Source organism: Caulobacter sp. FG121 (assembly GCF_057809815.1).
This window is the reverse complement of the sequence record NZ_JBMDKR010000010.1, coordinates 49647-70992: the sequence shown is the minus strand read 5'-3', so window position 1 is coordinate 70992 and position 21346 is coordinate 49647. Positions and strand designations below refer to the sequence as shown.

General features: G+C 67.8%; 16 protein-coding genes. 6 read left to right on the top strand and 10 right to left on the bottom strand.

The window, feature by feature from the left end; translation table 11 throughout:
- Window positions 1–131: 131 nt before the first annotated feature.
- The 10 genes from ACODSL_RS18725 to ACODSL_RS18680 all read right to left on the bottom strand — a co-directional run bounded on the left by ACODSL_RS18725 (window position 132) and on the right by ACODSL_RS18680 (window position 10657).
- Window positions 132–446, bottom strand: coding sequence for a hypothetical protein (locus ACODSL_RS18725; protein WP_488902253.1), 315 nt, complete (start codon window positions 444–446; stop codon window positions 132–134).
- 14 nt (window positions 447–460) lie between these two features.
- Window positions 461–922, bottom strand: coding sequence for a hypothetical protein (locus tag ACODSL_RS18720; protein WP_488902252.1), 462 nt, complete (start codon window positions 920–922; stop codon window positions 461–463).
- Between the two features lie 22 nt (window positions 923–944).
- Window positions 945–4307 (bottom strand): hypothetical protein, encoded by a 3363-nt coding sequence (locus tag ACODSL_RS18715; RefSeq protein WP_488902251.1) that lies wholly within the window; start codon window positions 4305–4307, stop codon window positions 945–947.
- Between the two features lie 21 nt (window positions 4308–4328).
- Entirely contained in the window at window positions 4329–5246 is a 918-nt protein-coding gene (locus tag ACODSL_RS18710) for a CsgG/HfaB family protein (protein WP_488902250.1), read from the bottom strand.
- A gap of 128 nt (window positions 5247–5374) precedes the next feature.
- Window positions 5375–6493, bottom strand: coding sequence for a glycosyltransferase family 2 protein (locus ACODSL_RS18705; protein WP_488902249.1), 1119 nt, complete (start codon window positions 6491–6493; stop codon window positions 5375–5377).
- A 40-nt stretch (window positions 6494–6533) separates the two neighbouring features.
- A complete protein-coding gene (locus ACODSL_RS18700) occupies window positions 6534–6758 on the bottom strand; it encodes a hypothetical protein (RefSeq protein WP_488902248.1) in 225 nt (74 codons plus the stop codon).
- Complete coding sequence (locus ACODSL_RS18695) at window positions 6748–7605, bottom strand: hypothetical protein (RefSeq protein ID WP_488902247.1); 858 nt, start codon at window positions 7603–7605, stop codon at window positions 6748–6750. The genes ACODSL_RS18700 and ACODSL_RS18695 overlap by 11 nt, the downstream gene beginning before the upstream one ends.
- Before the next feature lie 5 nt (window positions 7606–7610).
- Window positions 7611–7886, bottom strand: coding sequence for a PqqD family protein (locus tag ACODSL_RS18690; protein WP_488902246.1), 276 nt, complete (start codon window positions 7884–7886; stop codon window positions 7611–7613).
- 54 nt (window positions 7887–7940) lie between these two features.
- On the bottom strand, window positions 7941–9167 hold the full coding sequence (locus ACODSL_RS18685) for a glycosyltransferase (RefSeq protein ID WP_488902245.1): 1227 nt from the start codon (window positions 9165–9167) through the stop codon (window positions 7941–7943).
- A gap of 23 nt (window positions 9168–9190) precedes the next feature.
- Window positions 9191–10657, bottom strand: a complete 1467-nt coding sequence (locus tag ACODSL_RS18680; RefSeq protein WP_488902244.1) for an alpha-mannosyltransferase — start codon at window positions 10655–10657, stop codon at window positions 9191–9193.
- Between the two features lie 185 nt (window positions 10658–10842).
- On the opposite strand from ACODSL_RS18680, the gene ACODSL_RS18675 reads away from it, so the two are divergent.
- The 6 genes from ACODSL_RS18675 to ACODSL_RS18650 all read left to right on the top strand — a co-directional run bounded on the left by ACODSL_RS18675 (window position 10843) and on the right by ACODSL_RS18650 (window position 21190).
- Window positions 10843–11613: a glycosyltransferase family protein gene (locus tag ACODSL_RS18675; RefSeq protein WP_488902243.1), complete on the top strand. Its 771-nt coding sequence runs from the start codon at window positions 10843–10845 to the stop codon at window positions 11611–11613.
- Between the two features lie 559 nt (window positions 11614–12172).
- A complete protein-coding gene (locus ACODSL_RS18670) occupies window positions 12173–14164 on the top strand; it encodes a ParB/RepB/Spo0J family partition protein (protein WP_488902242.1) in 1992 nt (663 codons plus the stop codon).
- 159 nt (window positions 14165–14323) lie between these two features.
- Window positions 14324–18589, top strand: coding sequence for a strawberry notch-like NTP hydrolase domain-containing protein (locus ACODSL_RS18665; RefSeq protein WP_488902241.1), 4266 nt, complete (start codon window positions 14324–14326; stop codon window positions 18587–18589).
- Window positions 18590–18803: 214 nt separating this feature from the next.
- Window positions 18804–19487 (top strand): RadC family protein, encoded by a 684-nt coding sequence (gene radC / locus ACODSL_RS18660; protein WP_488902240.1) that lies wholly within the window; start codon window positions 18804–18806, stop codon window positions 19485–19487.
- A gap of 125 nt (window positions 19488–19612) precedes the next feature.
- Window positions 19613–20506 carry an ArdC family protein gene (locus ACODSL_RS18655; RefSeq protein WP_488902239.1) on the top strand — a complete coding sequence of 298 codons (894 nt, stop codon included), beginning with the start codon at window positions 19613–19615 and terminating at the stop codon, window positions 20504–20506.
- An 87-nt stretch (window positions 20507–20593) separates the two neighbouring features.
- Window positions 20594–21190 (top strand): DUF6088 family protein, encoded by a 597-nt coding sequence (locus ACODSL_RS18650; protein WP_488902238.1) that lies wholly within the window; start codon window positions 20594–20596, stop codon window positions 21188–21190.
- The last annotated feature ends 156 nt before the right edge of the window (window positions 21191–21346 follow it).

The following is a 21346-nucleotide window of genomic DNA, read 5'->3' as shown; positions in this document are numbered from 1 at the left end:
TGGCACTGATTCAGAAGCGCATCGAGACATTGTCCCATGCTGCTGGGTCAAGCAAAGAAGGCAGGCGCGTTCCAGCGGCCGATCGTGTTGCTGGCTAGGCGTGATCGTGGAGTTCCGCAGGATCGCCCGGTTCAGAAGGTGCAGATCAGTGAGGGCGGCAGCAGCTTGAACCGGCACTTGATCTTGACGCTCGTCGCACTGGGCGCGCGCTGCTGCGCGGACGGCAGACCGACGGAGGGCGCGGGGCAACCGGCTCTGACGAAGATGGCCTGGATGTCGGTGGTGTTCCCCTGACCGGCGAGGGTCTCGATCGTTGTCTGGTTGGCGCGGAACACGGCAGCGCAGTCGGGCCCGGTCTTACCCGGCGAGACCCGGGCCACCGGCGCCGAGACACCGATCAGGCTCGAAGCCGCGAAGGCCAGGATCACCCCATAAAACTTCAGCATGGCTCTATCCTCTGTCACGACGACGGTGTTCCGACGGCCTGGCTGCGCTCGCAGATTCGCCCGACGATCTTGAACGGTGGGATGACGATGACGGGGTTGTAGGTGTTGAGGCCGGGCGGATAGCCGCCGTAGCTCGTTTGGGTCGCGTACTTCATCTTGTAGCTGCCGGCCGGCACCACCAGGCTGTAAACTTGATTGGCCGCGCCGGACGGGTAGATGACGACGTTCGAACCACCGGAGATCGGCGTGAAGACATGCAGGTTCTTCACCGCCATGGCCGGATAGGTCACGCGCACCGTCTGCGCCGTTCCGCCGTTCACCACGCAGATGACCTGGACGATCGGGTTGTTCGAGGCCTGGGCGGCCACGCCGGAGGGCGGCGCCGCCGAGGCCAGACCGACCAGAATCGCGGCGGCCGGGGCGAGGAACCGTCGTCCCCTGAACGTCCGGTCGCGGTCGGAAATTTGCGTCGCCATGCTCAGACTCCTCAGGGGTGGCTCAAGGAAGGGTCGTGGTGACTGTCCGGCTGTTGTTCGAGGTGACCGGGTCGCCGTTGCCGTTCATCTGGATCTGACCGGTGAAGGTCACCGGCAGGCCCACGTCCCCGGGCGGATAGGTAGTCCGCAGGCGCAGGGGGATCAGCGCGCCCGAGAACGCGCCCGTTGTCACCGTCCTGCTGCAGACAAAGCCGGTCCACGGTCCGCTACAGGACCAGCCGGTCGGGCTGACCAGCATCGGCGACAGGGTCCCGCTGGTCGTCACCGAACCATTGAAGACCAGCACCGAGCCGTTGATCACCGTCGGGCTGCTGGAAACCCAGAAGCTGAACTCCTTCTGGTTTCCCGAGTTGGGCGCCGGCAGCAGATTGCTGTCCAGGCCCAGGTCGAAGTGGGTCGAGCCCATGTTGACGCAGGCGGTCCCGTTCGGCGGAACGGTCAGGGTCACACAGTTGTTGGTCGGCGGGATCGCGCTGCTCACGGTCATGTTCAGCGGGACGAGGAGGTTCCCCATCGCCGGAACGGTGATGTTGGCGATGCTGCAGAGCGCCGGCTGCGCGCCGGTGCAGGTCCAGCCGGGCGGCAGGGGCGAGGCGAGACTGACGCCGCCGCCCAGCGGTCCCGACGGCCCGAAGATCGTGTCGCTCAGGGTCAGCGGCCCGGTGTAGGGCGTCGAAGTGTAGTTGAAGACCCGGATCGAGAACTTGCAGGCGGTGAACGGCGTCGAACCCGTGCAATCCTGATCAACCACCTTCTCGAGGAAGAGCGGCGGCGGCGGCGGTGAGTTGCCCAAAGGCACGCAGACCGGCCCCAGGGCGATCGGCGAGACCAGGCTGACGCAGTTCTGGGTGGGAATGATTGGCGACATGATGTCGACAGTGAAGTCGGCCGAGACGCTGCCGCCGCCGGCGATGGTGACGGGCGCGTTGGTGTTGCAGACCATCGGCTGACTGCCCGAGCAGGTCCAGCCGGCGGGCTGGCCGCCCACCAGGACGGTGTTGCTGGCGCCCTGCGGCTGGATGGTGTCGGTGAACTGCACCGGGCCCGTCCAGGCGCTGCCGCCCGTGTTGGTCACGGTGATGCGGAAGGTGCACCGAATGTCATTGCCGTTGCCGTTCTGGAAACAGTCGTCGAGCACGGTCTTGTTGATCTGAAGGCTCGGCGGTTGCACCGGATCGCGGACCACCACGGGCACGCAGTCGGTGTTGTTCGCCGCGGCGATGTCGACGATGAACCAGCCGCCGCCGAGACTGGCCACGGCACAATTCTGCGTCATGCCGGTCTTGCCGACCGTGGCGCTCACCGTGATCGGCGGCAGGAGCGCGCCCGACGGGATAATGCCGCCGCCGATGTAGGTGCAGCTGATCGCCAGACCCGTGGCCGTGCAGTTCCAGTTCGGGCCGCCGCTGACCGTCACCGGCGGGTTAAAGATCCCCGGCAGGGTGTCGGTGACCGTGATCACGGGCGTGTAGACCGTCACATAGGGCGGCGGCGTATAGGTGGTGAGGTCCAGCGGCGTGGTGGACGCGTTGGTCACCGTCAGGGTGTAGGTCCCCGTCTGGCCGACGGTCAGGGCCGAGGGTCCGGTCTTGTCGATGCCGATGTTGAAATAGCTGTTGCCGCCGCTAACCTCGGTCGGTTCGCAGTCGCGGTTGTTGGCCATGTTGATCTCGCGCCACGCCCCGGTCTTGCCGGCGACCGCGACGGAGGCGCAATTCTGGTAGCGCGGTTCCTTCTTGCCGTTGAACCCGACGGTCATGTCGAACTGGATGAAGGCCCCGGGGTTGAGCGCGGCGGTCAGGACATAGGTGCAGGTAATGGTCGCCGGTCCCGCGGTCCCCGCCCCTGGCGTACAGCTCCAGGCGTTGGGCATCGAGATCAGCACCATCCCCGCTGGCATGGTCTCGGTCAGCGTGACCGTGTGTCCGGCCGGCACGGCGGCGTCGCCGATGTTGGAGATCTTGAACCGATAGACGCCGGTCCCCGCCGGCCATGACCAGGGTTGCTCAAGGGCCGTCTTGGAGATGTCGATGTCCGGCTTGCCGCCCGTCGGCCGCGAAACCTCGCCGTCCACGCAGCCGCGGTTGTCGCGCGGATTGCGATCAGTTTCTCTATCGAAGCCTATTTCGGCGCAATTGGTGAACTTGCCCGGTTCGCCGGGCATGGCCTGGATCTGGATCGGCGGCAGCGGCCCCGTTCCGACGGATGGGCCGGTGTAGCCGCAGATGACGGTCCATGGGCCACCGCCGGCGACGGAGCAGTTCCAGTTCGTTCCGCTGGCGGTTATGTTGGGCTGGAAGTTCGCCGGCAGGGTGTCGGTGACCTGGACGCCGCTGGCGGCGGACACCGCGGAAGGGCCGTTGTTGAACGGATTGAGGGTGAAGGTCGCCGGCTGACCCGTCCCCGGCGAGGGCGTGTAGGTCTTGCGGATGCCGACGTCGTAGCCCTTGCCGCCTTCCGTCACGCGGCCTTCGGCGCAGTCCCTGTTGTCGCGCGGATTGCCGTCCTCGGCCTTGCGGAAGTCCGCCTCGGCGCAGTTGAGATAGGGTCCGCCCTTCTCGACCTTGCCGGTGATGGTGATGACCGGGAACTGCAGGGTGGCGTTCACCGGGGCGCCGACATAGGTGCAGGTCACCTGGGTGGGCTGTGAACCGGCGAGGATGCAGTTCCAGCCGACACCGGTGGCCGCGACGTTGGTGAAGTTGGCCGGCACGGAGTCGGTCACCGTCAGGCCGATGGTCCCGCCCACGGGTGAGGGCCCCTGATTGGTGACCTGGATCGTGAAGGTGGCGATCTGGCCGAGGACGACGGTCGCGGGACCGTCCTTGCGGATCCGCACGTCGTAACGGCCGCCTTGGGGCCTTTCGACCCGTCCGGTGACGCAATCGTTGTCGTTGCCCGGGCGCATGTCCTGGACCTTGGAGATCCGGACCCGGGCGCACTGTTCGTAGCCCTCGCGGTTGCCTGCCACCGCGGTCATGGTGATCGGCGGAAACGGCGCGCCGGCGAGGATGGTCCCGCCAACCCAGTTGCAGATCAGGCTTCCGCCGACCTGGCCGCAGGACCAGCCGGAGCCGAAGCCGGTCATCGGACCGCTGAAGCCGTTGGGCAAGGGATCAATGACCTGGATGCCCATCCCGCTGTTGACGGCGGCGTTGCCGCTGTTGGTCACATCCAGCACGAAGGTCGCGGTCTGGCCCGCGACGACGGGGCCGGTGGCGCGCTTGTTGATCGACAGATCAATGACCTTGTGAGGGCCGGGTCCGGGAAACGGATCAATCGGGCCCTTGGGAAGCTGACCCAGCGCAGGGCCGGCGAGGCAGAGCAACAGTGCGCCAAGCGCCGTGGCCAGATGCAGCTTCATGATACTTCCCCCAAACCCGATCTATTCCGCCTTGAGAAGGTCGCCGCGTTGCGGTGATTGCCCCTCGACGATCCGGGCGATCGAGACCTTTTCCCGGACCGTTTCCACCTGAACCGATCCAAGGCGCTGGATGTCGACATCCAGCACCTCGCCGGTGCCAGGGTCAGTGAGCGTCTCGCCGCGGCGATAGACGCCAAATGTCATGCCGGCGGTGACGTTCTGGTCGGCGCCGGCGTTGAGGATTACAGTGTCGCTGCGCACATCGACCACCAGCCCCGTCCAGGGTGATCGCTGGGTGTCCAGGACGATCTTGGCCAGCGCCTTGCGCATGGCGTCCTCAGCCGCCTTGCCCATCGCAGTGCCCTTGAGCCGGGTCAGGCCAAGCGTCGCGCCGTTGTTGAGGTCAACCAGGCCGGCGTCCATTTCGGTGGTCTTGGCGACGCCATCGCCGCTGGTGGTAGCGACCACCTGGCCCGTCGTGGTGTCGATCAGCCGCAGGGACACAGTCACCGTGGTCTTGCGGCCCTGCATGCCGGCGCCCAGGCCCAGGGCCGAGCCGCCGGGTATGCCGCCCATGCGTACGCCTCCGCCGCCGGCGTTGGGGTTGTAGGCGGTCACCGCGCCGCGGATCAGATAGCTGGCGCCGATCAACTTGCCCGATCCGGCGGCGGTTTCGCTGGTCGTCGAACCGCTCTGCCCCAGCTGCTGTTCGGATTGAATGCCGGCGAGCGCGCTGCGCTCAACTACCACGAAGCGACCGTCCGCCACCAGCAGATCGGTCAGCAGCGCTGAAAGTCCGTCTCCGGCCACGAGGCCGCCGAACACCTCCGCCCCGCCGAAGCTCTCTACGGCGATGGTCCTCTTCAGACCAACGGGCGCGCTCGCCACCGGGGGAGCGGGCGCCGCCTGGGCGGGGAGGCATGTCAGCGCGACGACCATAGCCAACGCTACTGAAGCGGACACCTTCATCTTTATTGCACTCCCTGAAACAACCCCGGACGATCACGTTATCAGATAACAGGGTTTAGCCACCCCCTGATCGTGGCGGCGGCGCCGCCGGCAGACCGTTAGGAGAATGCCGCCGCTTTGGTCCGGTACGCGAGGCTGTCCGGCGCCAGGATCGCGGCCCGGCGGAACGCCTCGCCCGCCTCGGCGCGGCGCCCCAGACGGGCGCAGGCCGCGCCCATCAAGTCATGCGCCCATTCGCCGAAGATGCGCTTGTCATAGGCCACCAGGGGATCCTCGAACGTCTCCCCGTCGATGGCGATTAGGGGATCCAGAAGATCTGGAATCGGCGCGGCTTCGCCGGCGGCGAACAGGGCATTGGCCAGCATGAGCCGCAGGGCATGGTGTTCAGGGTGGGCGCTCAGGCCGCGACGCGCCAGGGCGACGGCCCGGAGAGGGTTCGCGTGCAGATGCAGGGTCACCAGCCATTGCCAGGCCAGGGCCGCGTCGCTGTTCTGCTTTTCATCCGGCAGCGCCGCGGCGGCCCTGAGAGCCGTCCAGCAGGCGCGTACGGCTTCCGGCCGTCGCCCCAGCCCGGCGAGCGCCTGAGCCATGTCGATCCACAGGAAGACCCGTTCCGGCGTCACCCTGACGGCCGCTTCCAGCAGGGGCAGATTGCGATGATGCTTGGGGGTCAGGTCGCCCTCATACCCCACGTGGTTCAGGCGAATGTCCGCCCAGCCGATCGACAGCCCGTCAAACCGGGCCACGCTCTCCAGATCGGGGTGCACGGTCTCGTGGATCACGCCGCGGAACCGGATCCTGTCGTCCCGGCGGAACAGCCGTATCTCGCGATAGGGCGTGTAGTTGACCTGCGGCTGAAACAGCACCCGAAACGCCACGGCCTCGGGATCACCAATTGCCGCTCTCAAGGCGCCCCGAGATGGAACCGCCAGCCGCTCGTCGGCATCGATGTAGAGGATCCAGTCCCCGGTGGCGTGGTCGAGCGCGCAGTTGCGCGCCGCGCTGAAATCGTCAGTCCAGGGCCGCTCGATGAGCCGGGCCCCGTAGCGCGCCGCGATCTCCCGGGTCTGATCGACGGAGCCGGTGTCGACGATGACGATCTCATCAACTTCATCGACGATCGATCGCAGACAATCGTCGAGGAACGCCTCTTCGTTGCGAACGATCATCGCGGCGCTGACACGGCCAGGCGCGACGTCTTCCCTTGAGGCGTCCATCAACCGGCAACCCTCCGGTCGGCGCATCGACGCAACAGCGCTACTTGGGTTTGGGGGTGGCCGTCTTGGCGGGGGAGCCCAGGGAGCCGTTCGGCGTCCTGGCCATCGCACCCGCGCCAACTGACGAGTTCATGGTGCCGCCCCAGATCTTCTCCCCGGCGCTTGCCACGCCGCCAAGGGCGAAAGACGCCACCACGGGGACGGTCCAGGCGGACATCAGCAGGAGGCGGCGATTCACACCCTTGGTCTCGTCATCAACCGGCATGCCACACCTCCGATGACCCAAGCTGGTCATCAATACCCGCTAATCCTTGGAGTAAGCGTTCGGCATCGTCAAGGCGGCCAACCGACAATCGCCAACAGTCGGCCGAAGACATCAGAGCATTGAACGCCGCCAGAGACCGCGCGCGCCCTTCGGCAGGCAAAAGCAGATCTTTGAAGATCTCTTCCATTGCAATTGTTCGGTCGAGCGATCGCAGTCGGGATCTTCCACCATGATTGCCTTCCAGCAGGATCACGTGAAGAAGCGGTCGCGATCCGATCGTCCAGGGTCGCCCGAACGCCGACGGCGCGATCGCGTAGGTCGGCTGGTCGAACCAGCCCGGTATGCGCGGTGAGTCCCGCACGATGTCCGCGGCGCGCGGCGACAGGCAGCTCAGGGCGCCGGGGCGAACCCGCAGGCCATTGGGAAACGGCCGCGCGCCCCGCCCCTCGACGATCACCTGATCGTCGCCGGTCACCGGCCAGCCCCGGTCGGCGAGATGAAGCAGCAGCGTGGACACGCCGGCCCCGCCCTCGCCGACAAACAGGATGTGGCCGGCGTCTGTCGTCACCGTCCCGGCGCGAAGAAACAGGCCGCCCGGGCATTCGGCCCGCACCATCTCGAACCGCAGACGGTAGAGTTCGTCCAGGATGACCACCGCCGAGCCCTCCACGGCCGCGCCATTCGACCTCTCAAGCCTGAGAAATCCGTGGACCGCCTCGATGTGCAAATCCAGCCGCTCGCGAGCGGGCCCTTCGATCTCTGCGTTGCATCCGATAAAGGCCAGCTGGTCCGCGGCGCCCTGGTCCGGACAGTGGACGTGAACGTCCCGCCTGAAGGTGCGGAACATGACGCTCAGCACCGGCTGATCAGGCCTTCCGTCGCCAGCTGCTCAATGCACAGCCTGACCTCGTCGTGAGGCGGCTCGAGCAGGGAAAACGCATCCTGCAGATAGGCGGCGATCGCCGCGACGGATTGGGTTTCACGGCAGAGATCATAGACCAGGGAGGCCGTGGGATTGAGGTAGTGAACCCGCTCGCGTTCCGGCTGGTAGACGACCACCCCGTCCGACGTCTGGCTGATTTCGCTTCCGGATGTCTGCTCGAAGGTCGCGGTCAGCTCAACGGTCATGATCGCGATCCAATGGTCGGGTATGACGGGGCAGATTATAGCAGGCCCGTCGGGTCACAAGAGCGCGCGAAACGCCGTCGCCAGACGGGCCACGACGGCCGGTCGATCGAAATGTCGCCCGACCCAGGCCCTGGCCGCCAGTGAACGGCGCGCCCGTTCGACCGGCCGCGACAGGGCCTCATCGATCGCGGCGGCGAAGCGCCGGGGCGTGTCGGCGAGCCAGAGATGCTGGCCGTTCTTCAAACCAAGCCCCTCCGCGCCGAGGCTGGTGGAGACAATCGGAACCCCATGAGCGGTCGCTTCCAGAAGCTTGATGCGAGTGCCTGCGCCCACCCGGATGGGGGCAATACAAAGCGTCGCCTCCGCGTAGTGGCGGTGCAGATCCGGAGCCCAGCCGACGATCTCGACGCCGGCTTGCCGACCGAGCCGGCGGAGCCGGTCCGTGGGATTGGACCCCACCACCCGTACACGAAGTCCGGCCGCAGCGCGGAGCCTTGGCCAGATGGCTCCGAGAAACCAGGCGACGGCGTCCTCATTGGGTTCATAGCCCATGGAGCCGACGAACATCAGCGTCCGGCCGTCATCGCGCCGGAGGAAACGCCTGCCCATTGCGATCGAATTGGGCACGACCTTCAGACCGGGCCTCGGCGGCGTTGGGCGCAGACGGGCCGCGTCCGCAGGCGACGAGACCCACACCCGGTCGAACCGCGGAATGCTGCTGCGGGTCAGGCGGCCAAAGGCTTGCGCCTCCAGTCTGCCCCAGTCGCCGGCCCGCGCCGGTCCCCGCCGGTCGGCGAGAGCGGCGAGCCCGGAAAAGACGCGTTCGTCGTCCTCATCCAGATCGAGGGTCAGGACGGGTTCGTGCCCGCCGCCCGCCCGACGGCCAAGCGCCAGGGCCAGGGCCGCGCAATAGCTCCGCGACGCGTGGATCAGGTCGTAGTCCCGGCCCGCCACGATTTCGCGGCAGCGCAACGCCGCGGTGGTCGAGAGCCGCGCCGCCAGGCTGGGCAGGCCAAGGCGGGCGAACGCCAAGGCCCGGGCTTCGGGATCGTCGACCTGCATGACCAGCGCCAGATGCGTATCGAGCATGTCTCGCGGTTCGAGGACATCGACCCGCGCGCCGAGGCTCTCGGCCCATCGCCGCCCCTCGGGCGTAACGGTTCCAGCGACGGGCGCGACAATCAGGTCAACGTCGAAACCCCTCGTGAGCGCCTCCACAAATTGCCCCAACCGCATGGCCAGGCCATTGCCCCGATTTGAGGGCATGGCGGGCGCGAGCATCAGGGCTCTGGGCCGTGTGCTCGTCATTGCCCGTCGGCGTCAGCGGGGCTGTACCCCGCGCCGAGCACCCTGATCGCCACGGACTTGTCGACAGGCTGGATGCGTTGCGCGGCGAACGTCCGGAGCACCTCCTCGACCACCTCCCGCAGGTCCACCGACCGGGCCGCCATGGCCTTCAGCGCTTGCTGCAAACCGGGCTCGGCGTGCAGCAGGATTCTCAGGACCGATATCAGCTGGCTACGCGACCGGGGGGTCGCCCGGGCCCGGTAGCCACTGGCGTCGACCACCGCCGCGAGCAGGCCGCCGACGCCGTCATCGGCCTGGGTTGGCTCGCGACCGGCGCGATCCTCATCCACCCGCGCCTCATTCTCGGGACTGGTGACACGTTCGCCCCGCCAGGCGCCGGGCTGGCTCGACGACAGGCGATAGGTGACCTGATCACCGTCATGGAGGATGAGCTCGAAGCCCCGGCCGGTCTCGATGACATACCAGTTCTGCCGATCCACGCTCTGACCCCGCCCGATCTGGTGACCCTCCAGGAGGTCCAGCTCCGTTTCGTGGTCCGCTAGGAGGATCAGGCGTAGGCCCGAGGTCCGCTCCAGCCGCCCCTCCTCCTCCCGCGCCGCCAGGCTGCGGTCGGGCGGGAAGAACAGCCGGCCGTTCCATGCCGCGCGAAGGTCCTCGAGGAAGCGTAGGCAGGCCTTCATGTGGACGAACCCGTCCAGCTGATACTGAGTGGCGTGGTAGCTCCACTTGCTGTTCGTCCGGTGCTGGAACAACGGCGCGCCGTCGAAGTCGCGCTGGACCAGGACCCGATGGTCGGTGAAGGGCAGATGGGGCACGACCTCGACCGCCGCGTCAGCTAGCCGCCAGGCGACCAGAAAGGTGTCCTTGTCGCCGTACAGCATCGCATAGACGGCGCTGGCCCGCTCATTTAGCAGCAGGGCCATCTGCAGAGCCGCCCAGTGCCGGCGCTTGTCGACGAGAAACTGGCCGCTCTCCCAGGAGCGACAGGCCTCGCCGGCCAGACCGACCCAGTCCCAGATGGGATTGTCAGCCCGCAGGTCGATGATGTCCGGCCAGAAAACCGCGCCAGCCCGCCGGTATTGCGGGCTGTCGAACAGAAATTCCGGGTCCCGCACCGGGGTCTGGTCGGCGTCTAGGAACAAGACCTCGGCAAAGCGGCAGTTGGCGGCGGCGTAGGCCTTCAACTGCCAGCCATCGCGAATGTCCGCCGGAAAATGCTCCAGCACCGACGTGGCGTCGACCAGTTCCACGTCATACCGCAGCAACAGCGCCCGCATCACCGGAGAGAGCTCCTCGCCGCCGAAATGCCAGAGCTGGATGGGCAGGCGGCAGGCCAGAGTCTCTCGCAGGATCCGGATCAAGACATAGGCGCTGGTGAACAGTCGAGCGCCGCCGGCGCAGGTGACGATCCCCCTCCCCGCCACGCCGGTTTCCGGGAAGGCCCCGGTGGATCGGCGCCTCATCTCCGAGAGAAGATCATTCGGCATGGATCACGGAGTCCGGTTCAATCGCTGGATTTCAGTGTTGGCCCGGCGGCGTCACGTGGGCAAGGCGCAAGGACGGGGACTCGACGGCGACGAAATGCCCGATACCGTCACAGCGGCGGCGCCGGCAGCGAAATCGCGAGGCAAGGCAGCGAGGCGACACCATGGGCATCGACCCGACCATCCTGATCTTGACGCCGATGAAGGACGCGGGGCGACATCTCGACGGCTACTTCGCCGGCCTGCAGCGACTGAACTATCCGAGACCGCGCATCGCCTTGGGATTTCTTGAGGGCGACAGCGCCGACGACACGGCCGATCAGGTCGAGCGCAGACTGGCGGACCTGCGCCGGACGTTCGCCGGGGCCGACCTGTGGCGCAAGCATTTCGGCCTGCAGATGCCGCCCGGAACACCCCGCTGGGAATACGCCTACCAACTGCCACGGCGAAAGACGCTCGCCCGCGCGCGCAACCATCTCCTGTTCCACGCCCTGCAGGACCAGGACTGGGTGCTCTGGCTCGACGTCGATGTGGTCGACTATCCGGCCGACCTGATCCAGCGCCTGCTCGGGGCCGAACGCGACATCGTCCACCCCCACTGCGTGCGCGAGCCTGGCGGCGAGACCTACGACCTGAACGCCTGGCGGGCGCACGGGTCTCTCGGAATGAGCGACCTGCGCGGCGGGCCTGACCTTGTGAGACTGGACGCAGTCGGCGGCACGGCGCTGCTGGTCCGGGCCGATGTCCATCGCGACGGATTGATCTTCCCGCCGTTTGCCTACGGCGGCGGCAACCCTGCCATCCGCTCCCCCCACCCGCTGGGACCTGGCGTACGCGGAGAAATCGAGACCGAGGGCCTAGGGATCATGGCGATCGACATGGGCTATCAATGCTGGGGAATGCCGAATCTCGAGGTCGTGCACGCGCGCGACTGACGCGCGGAGGCCGTCAGAGCGCCGTCAAGATGACGGCCGATCACGCGGCGTTTTCGCTCTCCGTGCGATCGCTCGGAAACGGAGCTGGCGTAATCGCTCTGCGCGCGACCGCAAAACCGGGCTGGCATTGCTCGCCAAGGCGAAGAAGTTTTGAAGTGGTTTGAAGTCAGCTAGCGCCACCGGCCCCCTCAACCGCGCGGCCAGCGGCGTCAATTAGTCTGAAATTGTCGCGAAAAGCGCTGAAGAGGCGCTCGACCTTGTCGATGCGGAAGCGGACATTGATGGCTACTGCGCTGAGCGTCCATTTTCCGCCGCCGAGCCAACGTCCGCTCGTGGCGCCCTTCGGATGCGAACGATTGCGCGGCCCCAATACCGCTCCCCACTCAAATTGGTCCTCCGGCTCCGTCGGTGCGATTCAGACGCTGGCGCCGCTTGGGACAGCGCCCTGTCGGCCCAGACGTGTGGCTGTGAACCGTCTGCTGAAAGGAGAGAGGGAGGGCTGGAGGGGGTGCGCCAAGGGGCAGGATGACCCTCGCCTCTGACGCCGGAGATAATCCCCATGACCCCCGCTGCTGAAACCCCCGCTGGCGTTCCCAACACCCAGTTCGTGCCCCTGTGCGATCTTGAGATCGCGCCGGAGAACCTTCGCGCCAAGGAGCCGGCCGACGACGAGATCGATCGGTTGGCCGAAACCATCTTCAAGGCTGACGTTGTCGTGCCCCTGTGCGTGCGACCTGGCGCCAGGAAGGAGCGGCCCTTCATGGTGCTGGACGGCCGCCGCCGGCTGCTCGCGCTCCGCAAGCTCCTGGACACCGGCCGGATTGCGCAGGACTGGCCGGTGAAGTGCGAGGTGTTCTCCACCCGCGAAAGTCAGGCCGCGGCGACCATCCTCACGGCCGCTGAGCGCACGCCCGTTCACATCGCCGATGTGATCGTCGCTATCGGCAAGCTGCGCAAGTCGAAGATGGATACCGCCGCCATCGCCGGCGCGCTCGGCTATGATGAGCTGGAGATCAAGCGTCTTTCGGCCCTGGCAGGTCTGCACGCCAAGGCGTTGAAGGCCCTGCGTCTGGGCAAGATCACCCTGAAACAGGCCCGTCAGCTGGCCCGGATCACCGATGCCGACGAGCAGGCCGACATCGCCCAGACCGCCCTCGATGGCTATCTGCAGGACTACCAGCTTGCCGCCCGCGTCGAGCGGAGCCGCACCGACGTCAACGATCCGCGCTTCGCCCTGGTGGGGCCGCAGCGCTACGCGGCCATCGGCGGGCGGGTCGAATCCGACCTGTTCGGCGAGCTTCCCGACGTTCTGTTGGACCCCGATACGCTGACCGAGCTGTGGCGCCAGCGCACGGAGCCGTTGGTGACCGCGCTGCAGGCCGAAGGCCTGCTCGTGTTCATCGGCCAGAGCCGCGGCTACCGCGCGCCCGACGGCTTCTTCAACCTGCCCTACGTCCACGTCGCGGGGATGAGCGAGACCGCCCGAGCGGCCTACAAGGAAGCCCAGCAGGTTGTCAGGGAGGCGCATGAGGCCTTGGCCGGCGCTGATCTGGCGGCCGACGAGGTCGAGGGCCTGTTGGCTCTTCTGCAGGCCGACCGGCAGCTCGCCGCCGCCTCGCTCGAAGGCGGCACGATCGGGGCGGTGATCCTGTCTCCGGACGCCGAGGTCGGCGTCGTCGCCAGCTTCTTCTCCAATCCGGTGATCGCCCAGGACGACGCCGATGAGGAGGCGGAGACCGGCGAAGGCGGGCGTCTTGACGGGCGCTATGGGCGCAGCCAGCCGGATGTTGAGTTTCCCAAGGCCGACGTCGATGTGGAAGGCGCCAGTCACGTCTTCCACGAGACTCGCACCGATGTCGCCACGCGCGGCCTGATCCGCGACCTGGCCGATAACCCCAGCGTCGCGCTGACCGCCCTCCTGGCCCAGCTCTTCAAGCATCTGGCGCTGCACGGCGGGGCTTCGGCCGAGGCGTCGGCGGTGACGGTCTCGGCGAGCGGCTATCGCCGTGGCCAAACCCCGGCCATTCCGGCGCTCGACGGTGAGGTGCGGGCCAGACTTGAGGCGCGTCGCGAGGCCTACAAGACCTCCGGCCTTCGGCCGATCGCCTGGATCGAGGGCCTGGCGCACGGGGAGAAGATGGCGCTGCTGGCCGAGCTGGTGGCCATCTCGCTCGATGTCCGCGAGGCGCGCACCAGCTCGATCCGTCACGCCGCCCGCGCCGAAGCGGCCGAGATCGCCGAACTTTGCGGGTCCGATATCGCCAGCCACTGGACGCCTGACGCCGGCTATCTGGCGGTTCACTCCAAGAAGCAGCTGATGGCGTTGCTTGAGGAGATGGATGCTTCGGACGATCGGGCGCGGACCCTGAAGAAGGACGAGCTGGTCTGCTTCGTGGCCCAGGCCGCCGCGGAACGGCAATGGGCGCCCTCGGCCTTGTCTTGGGAGAGCCACGCTTCCCTGGAGGACGAGGTCGAGGAGCCGGCGGCTGACGAAGAGCCTTCCGAAGCGCCGGAAACGGCCCAGTCCTCGGAGGGACAACTGGCGGCCTGATCGGCTGACTATCGGCCCTGAACAGAGAGCCCCGTCGGCGCCAGCCGGCGGGGCTTTTCGCTGTCTGGGCCCGGAAAGGATGGAGGGAGGGAGGCGTCAGGTGAGCCTGACGGGACGGGAGGGAGGAGCCCTCCGCCGCAGGTGATCTGGACGCTTCTCATGAACGCCTTCCTTCCGCTCTTCGCCCAGGCGCAGGTTTCTGGTTCCGCCTCTGACAAGGCCGCCAACATTCTGGCCGCCGCGCGGGCCATGGTTCCCCATCTCAACCGCTCGCGTGCGCTCGACCGAAAGCTGGTGGCGGGGGTGATGACCATGTCCTTCGGCGGCTCGGACGCCGACGGCGCCTGGTGCTGGCGCGATGCCTACGACGCCATGGAAGCCGCCGTGGTGTTGCAGCTGCGCCGCCTGGCGCCTCAGATCAGCCGGCTCGAGGACGCGCCCGCCGAGATCGTCGCCCTGCTGGCCAGCGTCACCGAGCTGACCCTGACCCACACGCGGCGCAGCGAAGAGCAGGTGGCGCTCGATCAGTTCTCCACGCCGCCGGAGCTTAGCGCCCTGGCCGTGGCCGCCGCCCAGATCCGCCCCGGCGACCGGGTGCTTGAGCCTTCGGCCGGCACGGGCCTTCTCGCCATCGTCGCCGAGGCGTGCGGCGCGGTGCTCGACCTCAACGAACTGGCCCCCGGTCGGGCCGAGATTCTGGACGGGCTGTTTCCGGGAGCCTCGCGCACCCGCCATGACGCGGTCCTGCTGAAGGACATCCTGCCCGGTTCCGGCAGCTTCCACGCCGTCATCGCCAACCCGCCGTTTCAGCAGCTGGAGGGCCATCTGCACGCCGCGCTCGATTGCCTGGCCGAAGGCGGCAGGCTCTCGGCGATCGTGCCGACCCGGCTCTTCGAGGACGGCGGCGCGATGCAGGCCCTCGGCCGCCGTGGGCACCTCATCGCGATGCTGGTGTTCCCGCAACGGGCCTACGCCAAGCACGGAACCTCGGTCGAGACCGGGCTTCTGGTGATCGACCGCGCCGAGGGGAGCGTCCCCTCCCCCTGCCCGGTTCAGGCTTGCGAGACCCTGGCCGACGCCGCCCGTCTGGCGGCGGGCGTCGCTGCTCGCCCCACGGCTCAGCCTCGCCAGTTCCGAGCCGTCTCCAACGTCGCCTTCTTGACGCCTCGGGCCCGGGCGCTGGCGACACCTTCGTCACGGCTGGGGTTCCTGTCCACCACGGCGCCGGTCGCCTATGCGGTGAAGGACTGGTCCGGCGAAGGCCACGATGTCGGCCTCTACCAGGCCTACGCGCTCGGGCGGGTCGATCTGGCGCAGGCGCGACCACACCCCTCCCCGCTCGTGGAATCCGGGCCGATGGCCTCGGTCTCTCCGCCCGCCCCGAGCTACCGTCCGGTGTTACCGGCTGGGATTGTCGAGCAGGGCCTGGTCTCCGACGCCCAGATGGAGACCATCATCTATGCTGGCGAAGCTCATGCCAGCAGCCTGCCGGGCGCGTGGGTGCTGGGAGAGGCTGCCCACCTGGTCCACCTGGTGGCCGAGGGCACCCAGGGCGCGGTGCAGTTTCGGCGCGGCTTCTTCCTCGGTGACGGCACCGGCTGCGGCAAGGGCCGTCAGATCGCCGGGGTCATCGCCGACAACATGGCCCAGGGCCGGGTTCGGGCCGTGTGGTTCTCGCGGAACGACGCCCTGCTTGAGGACGCCCGGCGCGATTGGAACGCCATCGGCGGGGCGGGCTCGGACATCACCCCGCAGAGCGCCTGGAAGCAGGCCGACGCCATTCGCCTGGATCGCGGCATCCTCTTCACCACCTACGCGACCTTGCGTCAGCCGGCCCGGGGAGATCGCCCATCCCGGCTCGATCAGATCGTCAGCTGGCTGGGCGCTGACTTCGACGGTGTGATCGTCTTCGACGAGGCGCACGCGATGGCCAACGCCGCCGGCGGCGGCAAGGGCTCGCGCGGGCCGAAGAAGGCCTCGCAGCAGGGCATGGCTGGTCTGGCGTTGCAGAACCGTCTACCCGGCGCCCGGATCCTCTACGTCTCGGCGACCGGCGCGACGACGCCGGAGAACCTCGCCTATGCCGCGCGGCTTGGGCTCTGGGGCGGGCCGGAGGCGCCGTTCAACACCCGCGACGCCTTCATGGATGCCGTCGACAAGGGCGGCGTGGCGGTGATGGAGCTGATCGCGCGCGAACTGAAGGCGCTCGGGCTCTACATCGCCCGCTCCCTTTCCTTCGACGGCGTCGAATACGAGGCGCTGCGGCACCCCCTCGCCGCTCAAGACATCGAGATATGGAACGCCTGGGCCGATGCCTACCAGCTGATCCATCAGAATCTGCGGGCGGCCCTGGAGGCGGTTGGCCTCACCGAGGATGGCAAGGCGACCAATGGCCAGGCGGCTTCAGCGGTGCTTTCGGCCTTCGAGGGCGCGAAGCTGCGGTTCTTCGGGCACCTGCTGGCGGGCCTCAAGGCCCCGACCCTGATTGCGGCGATCAGGACCGATCTGGCGCAGGGCCGCTCTTCCGTGGTGCAGATCGTCTCGACCAACGAGGCGGTGATGGAGCGCCGGCTGGCCGAGATTCCGCCGGAGGAGTGGAACAACCTGACCATCGACATGACGCCGAAGGACCAGGTCCTCGACTATCTGATGGGGGCCTTTCCGGTCACTGCCATGCAGGCGATCGAGGACGAGGAGGGCAATGTCACCATGATCCCGGTCATGGTCGATGGTGTGCCGGTCGCCAGCCAGGAGGCGCTGCGGCTGCGCGAAGAACTCGTCACCCACCTCGCGTGCCTTCCGGCCGTTTGCGGCGTGCTGGACGCGGTCCTCGACACGCTGGGGACCGACGCCGTGGCGGAGATCACCGGCCGGGCGCGCCGGGTTGTGCTGCGCGGCGGCAGGCGCGTCGTCGAGCGTCGCGGCGCCTCGGCGGCGAAGGCCGAGACCGACGCCTTCATGTCCGGCAAGAAGCGGGTGCTGGTGTTCTCCGACGCGGGCGGCACCGGGCGCAGCTACCACGCTGACCTGGGCGCGGCGAACCAGCAGCGGCGGGCCCACTACCTGGTCGAGCCCGGCTGGCGCGCCGACGGCGCCATCCAGGGCCTTGGTCGCTCGCACCGGACCAACCAGGCCCATGCGCCGCTGTTCCGGCCGGTGACGACCGACATCCACGGCGAGAAGCGGTTCCTCAGCACCATCGCGCGGCGGCTCGACAGTCTGGGCGCCCTGACCCGCGGTGAGCGCCGATCGGCGGGCAACGGGCTGTTTCGGCCAGAGGACAACCTGGAAAGTCCGTGGGCGCACCGTGCTCTGCAGGCCTTCTTCGTGGCCCTGCACTTCGGGTCGGTCGAAGCCATGAGCCGCGAGACGTTCGAGACCAGGACCGGGCTGAAGCTGCTGGATGCCGACGGCAATCTCAAGAAGTCCGACGACATGCCGGCGATGAACACCTTCCTCAATCGCCTGCTGGCGCTGCGGATCGAGGACCAGAACGGTCTCTTCACCGCCTTCGACGAGATCCTGGCCAGCATCCTCGAACGGGCGTCGGCCTCTGGCGCTCTCGACCGGGGGATGGAGGACATCGTCGCCGACGATCTGGCGATCAAGTCGGAGGAGGTGATCCGCACCGACACCCTGACCGGCGCGCAGACCAAGATCATGACCTTTGAGGTCCGCACGCGGCGGGTGCTGACCGGCGCCGGCGAGGCGCTGCGCGGGTTGAACCCCGAGACTCTGGAGTATGTGGTCAACGCCCGCTCGGGGCGGGCCGGCCTGGTGGTGAAGGGCCTGACCACGACCGACGACGACGACCGCCTGGTGCCGGCGGTACGGATCATCCGGCCCGAGAAGCGCGGCGTCTCGCCCCTCAAAGTCTATGAGGAATCGGCTTGGGAGATCGTGCCTGAACCGATCTGGCAGGCCGCCTGGGACGCCGAGATCGCCGCGGCCGATCCCTGGATCACGCGCGAGCTGGTGCTGGTGACCGGCCTCCTCCTGCCGGTCTGGGAGAGCCTGCCGGCCAAGCAGGCGTCGGTGCGGCGCCTCAAGGCGCCGGACGGTCGCCGCTGGCTGGGCCGGGTGCTCGACGCCGGGCAGGTCCCGGGCCTGAAGATCGCGCTGGGCCTGAGCGACGTGGCCAGCGTGGTCGGTGAAGACTCGAACGCCGCCCATCTGGTCCTGACTGAAAACACCTCGATCATGCTGACCGGCGGGTTTTGGCTGAGACGCGCCAAGGTGATGGATCGTCATCGGATCGAGGTGGTGGGGGCCGCCGCAGACCGCTCGGCCTTCACGCTGCTTGGCTGTTTCGTCGAGATCATCAACTACACGCCTCGCGTCTTCGTGCCGGTGGAGAAACCGCAGGTGTTGTCGGCGCTGTTGGCGAAGTGGCCGCCGCAGACGCTGCTCCCGGCCGCCGCCTGAGCGACGAGGGCCGTGGGCTTTGGCGCTCACGGCCCTCCAGCGCCTGGCGCCGAGGGCCCCGGCCGGCTGCGCCGGGAAAGGACAAAGGCAGGGACCGAGGGGGGTGAGCGATCCGGGAAGAGGTCCGGCGCCGACGACCCAAGGCTCCCATGTCCAAGCTCTCCCCCATCTTCAGGCGCCCGATCTCTTCGGCGACCTTCCAGGCGTGGGCGAGGTGACGGCGCGCTACGCCGGCCCCTCGCGCGCCGTCACCTCGACCGCATCGCTTCGGGCAAGGGCCGAAGCCGGCGGTCTTGCGGCTCTCAACGACGCAGAGGCGCTCGAACTCCTGCTCTCGCGGTCCATGCCTTGTGGCGCTCCGGCCAACGCCGCGGCGCTGCTGGGTCGTTTCGGCTGTCTGCGAAGGGTTCTGGCGGCTGACTTCGCCGCTCTGTGCATGATCGTCGACGCCGGCGTCGCCCTCGACCTTCAGCTGCTCTACGACGCCGCGCGCCGCCTCGCCGCGTCCGAACTGCCAGGACGCTCGGTCATGTCCTCATGGTCAGCCCTTCTCGGCTACCTGAAGCTGACGATGGCCCACTGCGAGCGCGAGGCGTTCCGGGTGCTCTTCCTCGACAAGAAGAACCAGTTGATCGCCGACGAGATCATGAACCACGGCACCGTCGATCATGCCCTGGTCTATCCCCGGGAGGTTATGCGCCGGGCGTTGGAACTGTCGGCCTCGGCCGTGATCTTGGTGCACAATCATCCATCCGGCGATCAGACACCGTCGGCCGCCGACATCGAGATGACGAGGAAGGTCATCGATGGCGGGAGGACCCTGGGTGTCGCGGTGCATGACCATGTGGTTGTCGGGCGGGCTGACGTCGCCAGCTTCAAGGCGTTGGGGCTGATGTAGCTATCCTGCCGGAGCTGGGCCCGCCGCATCGGGCCGGCCGGCTGTGCCGGGAAAGGACAAAGGCAGGGACCGAAAGGGTTGAGCGATCCGGGAAAGGGCCCGGCGCAAAAACCCCTGAGGACCCCATGACCAATCCCCTTGAGCCGATGATGGCCGATCTCATCGCGCGCATCGAACGCGGTGTTCCGCCCTGGAGGCAGGCGTGGGTCGCCTGCGCCGATCCCAGCCTGCCGCTGCGATCCGATGGCCAGCCCTTCACCGGCAGCAATGCCTGGCTGCTGTCGTTCGCGGGGGCCATGGGCGGCTATGCCTCGCCCTACTGGTTCACCTTCCGTCAGGCGCTTGGCATCGGGGCGCCGGTCATGAAGGGGGCCAAGAGCTCGCCCGCGATCCTCTACAAAACACGAGTTCTCGACGGCGGTGAGGCCGCGTCGCCCGGGGCGTCCGAGGACGATCCGAGGGTGCTGCACTACCTGAAGGCCTACGCGGTTTTTAACGCCGAGCAGCTGACAGATTGCCCCGAGCCCTACCTTCGGGCTCCGAAGATCGATCCCGCCGTTCGGGCCGCGGCGCGCAGCGCGTTGCTGGACGCGATCCCCGCCAAGATCGAACTCGGCGGCGGTGTGGCCTGCTACAACCGCGCCCGCGACGTCATCTGCCTGCCGGCACCGGAGGCGTTCGGCACGGTCGATGACTATCAGGCGACCTTCGCCCACGAGGCCGTCCATTGGACTGGAGCGCCGCACCGGCTGAACCGGGAATTTGGGGCCAGGTTCGGCGACGAGGCCTATGCCTTCGAGGAGCTGGTGGCCGAGATCGGTGCGGCGGCGTTGGGCTTGCGGATCGGCTTGCGTCCTCAGCTTTTGGATGGCCATGCGGCCTATCTGGCCCATTGGGCGGCGATCTTGAAGGAGCGGCCGGCGGCGTTGCTGGAGGCTTCGGGCCATGCGCAGCGTGCGGTCGATCACCTGGTGGCCTTCAGCCGCGCGGATGCGGTCGCCACATCCCTGGCGGCGTGAGGTCGGTCAGCCGTGGAAACCGTTCCCTAACCCGTGGGTTGCTAACTGTCAGAAGTAGCCCTATTTATTCTGACACTCAGGTGACCCATGCAACGATTGACGGAAGAGATTCTCGAACACAGCCGCACTGTGCCGGAGGGCGCGTTGCTGACCGCCAAGGGGTTGTTGCACCTGGGCCAGCGCGCGGCTGTCGACCAGGCTCTGTCGCGGCTCGCGCGGCGGGGTAAACTGCTGCGCGCCGGCCGGGGCCTCTATGTCCGGCCCGTCGAGAGCCGCTTTGGGGCTCGCGCACCCACCACGGAAAAGGTCGTGGCTGGCCTTGCCGAGCTGCGCGGCGAAACCGTCGCGTCGCACGGCGCAGCAGCGGCCAATGCCTTGGGCCTGACCCCGCAAGTGCCCGTGCGCAGCGTCTATCTGACCTCGGGTCCGAGCCGGACGCTGCGGCTGGGCCGCCAATCGGTCGAGATGCGGCACGCTCCGGCCTGGCAACTCGTGCTGGCCGGGCGGCCCGCGGGTGAGATCCTGCGCGCCCTGGCGTGGCTTGGCCCCTCGAAGGCCGAGGGTGCGCTGCTCACCCTGCGGCGCACGCTCCCCACCTCGGACCTTCAGGCGCTGGCCAAGGCCGCGCCTCTGCTTCCGACCTGGCTCGCGCAGCAGGTGAGCCAGTCGTTCGCCCATGTCTGAGGCCTTTCTCAAGCTTTCGGCCGATGAGCGGCGTGAAGCCTTGGCGGTCGCCGCGTCCGCATCCGGGCGGCCGGCGCACCTGCTCGAGAAAGACATCTGGGTCGTCTGGGCGCTCGACGCCCTGCTTTTCCTCGCCGCTTGGCGAGCATCTGGTCT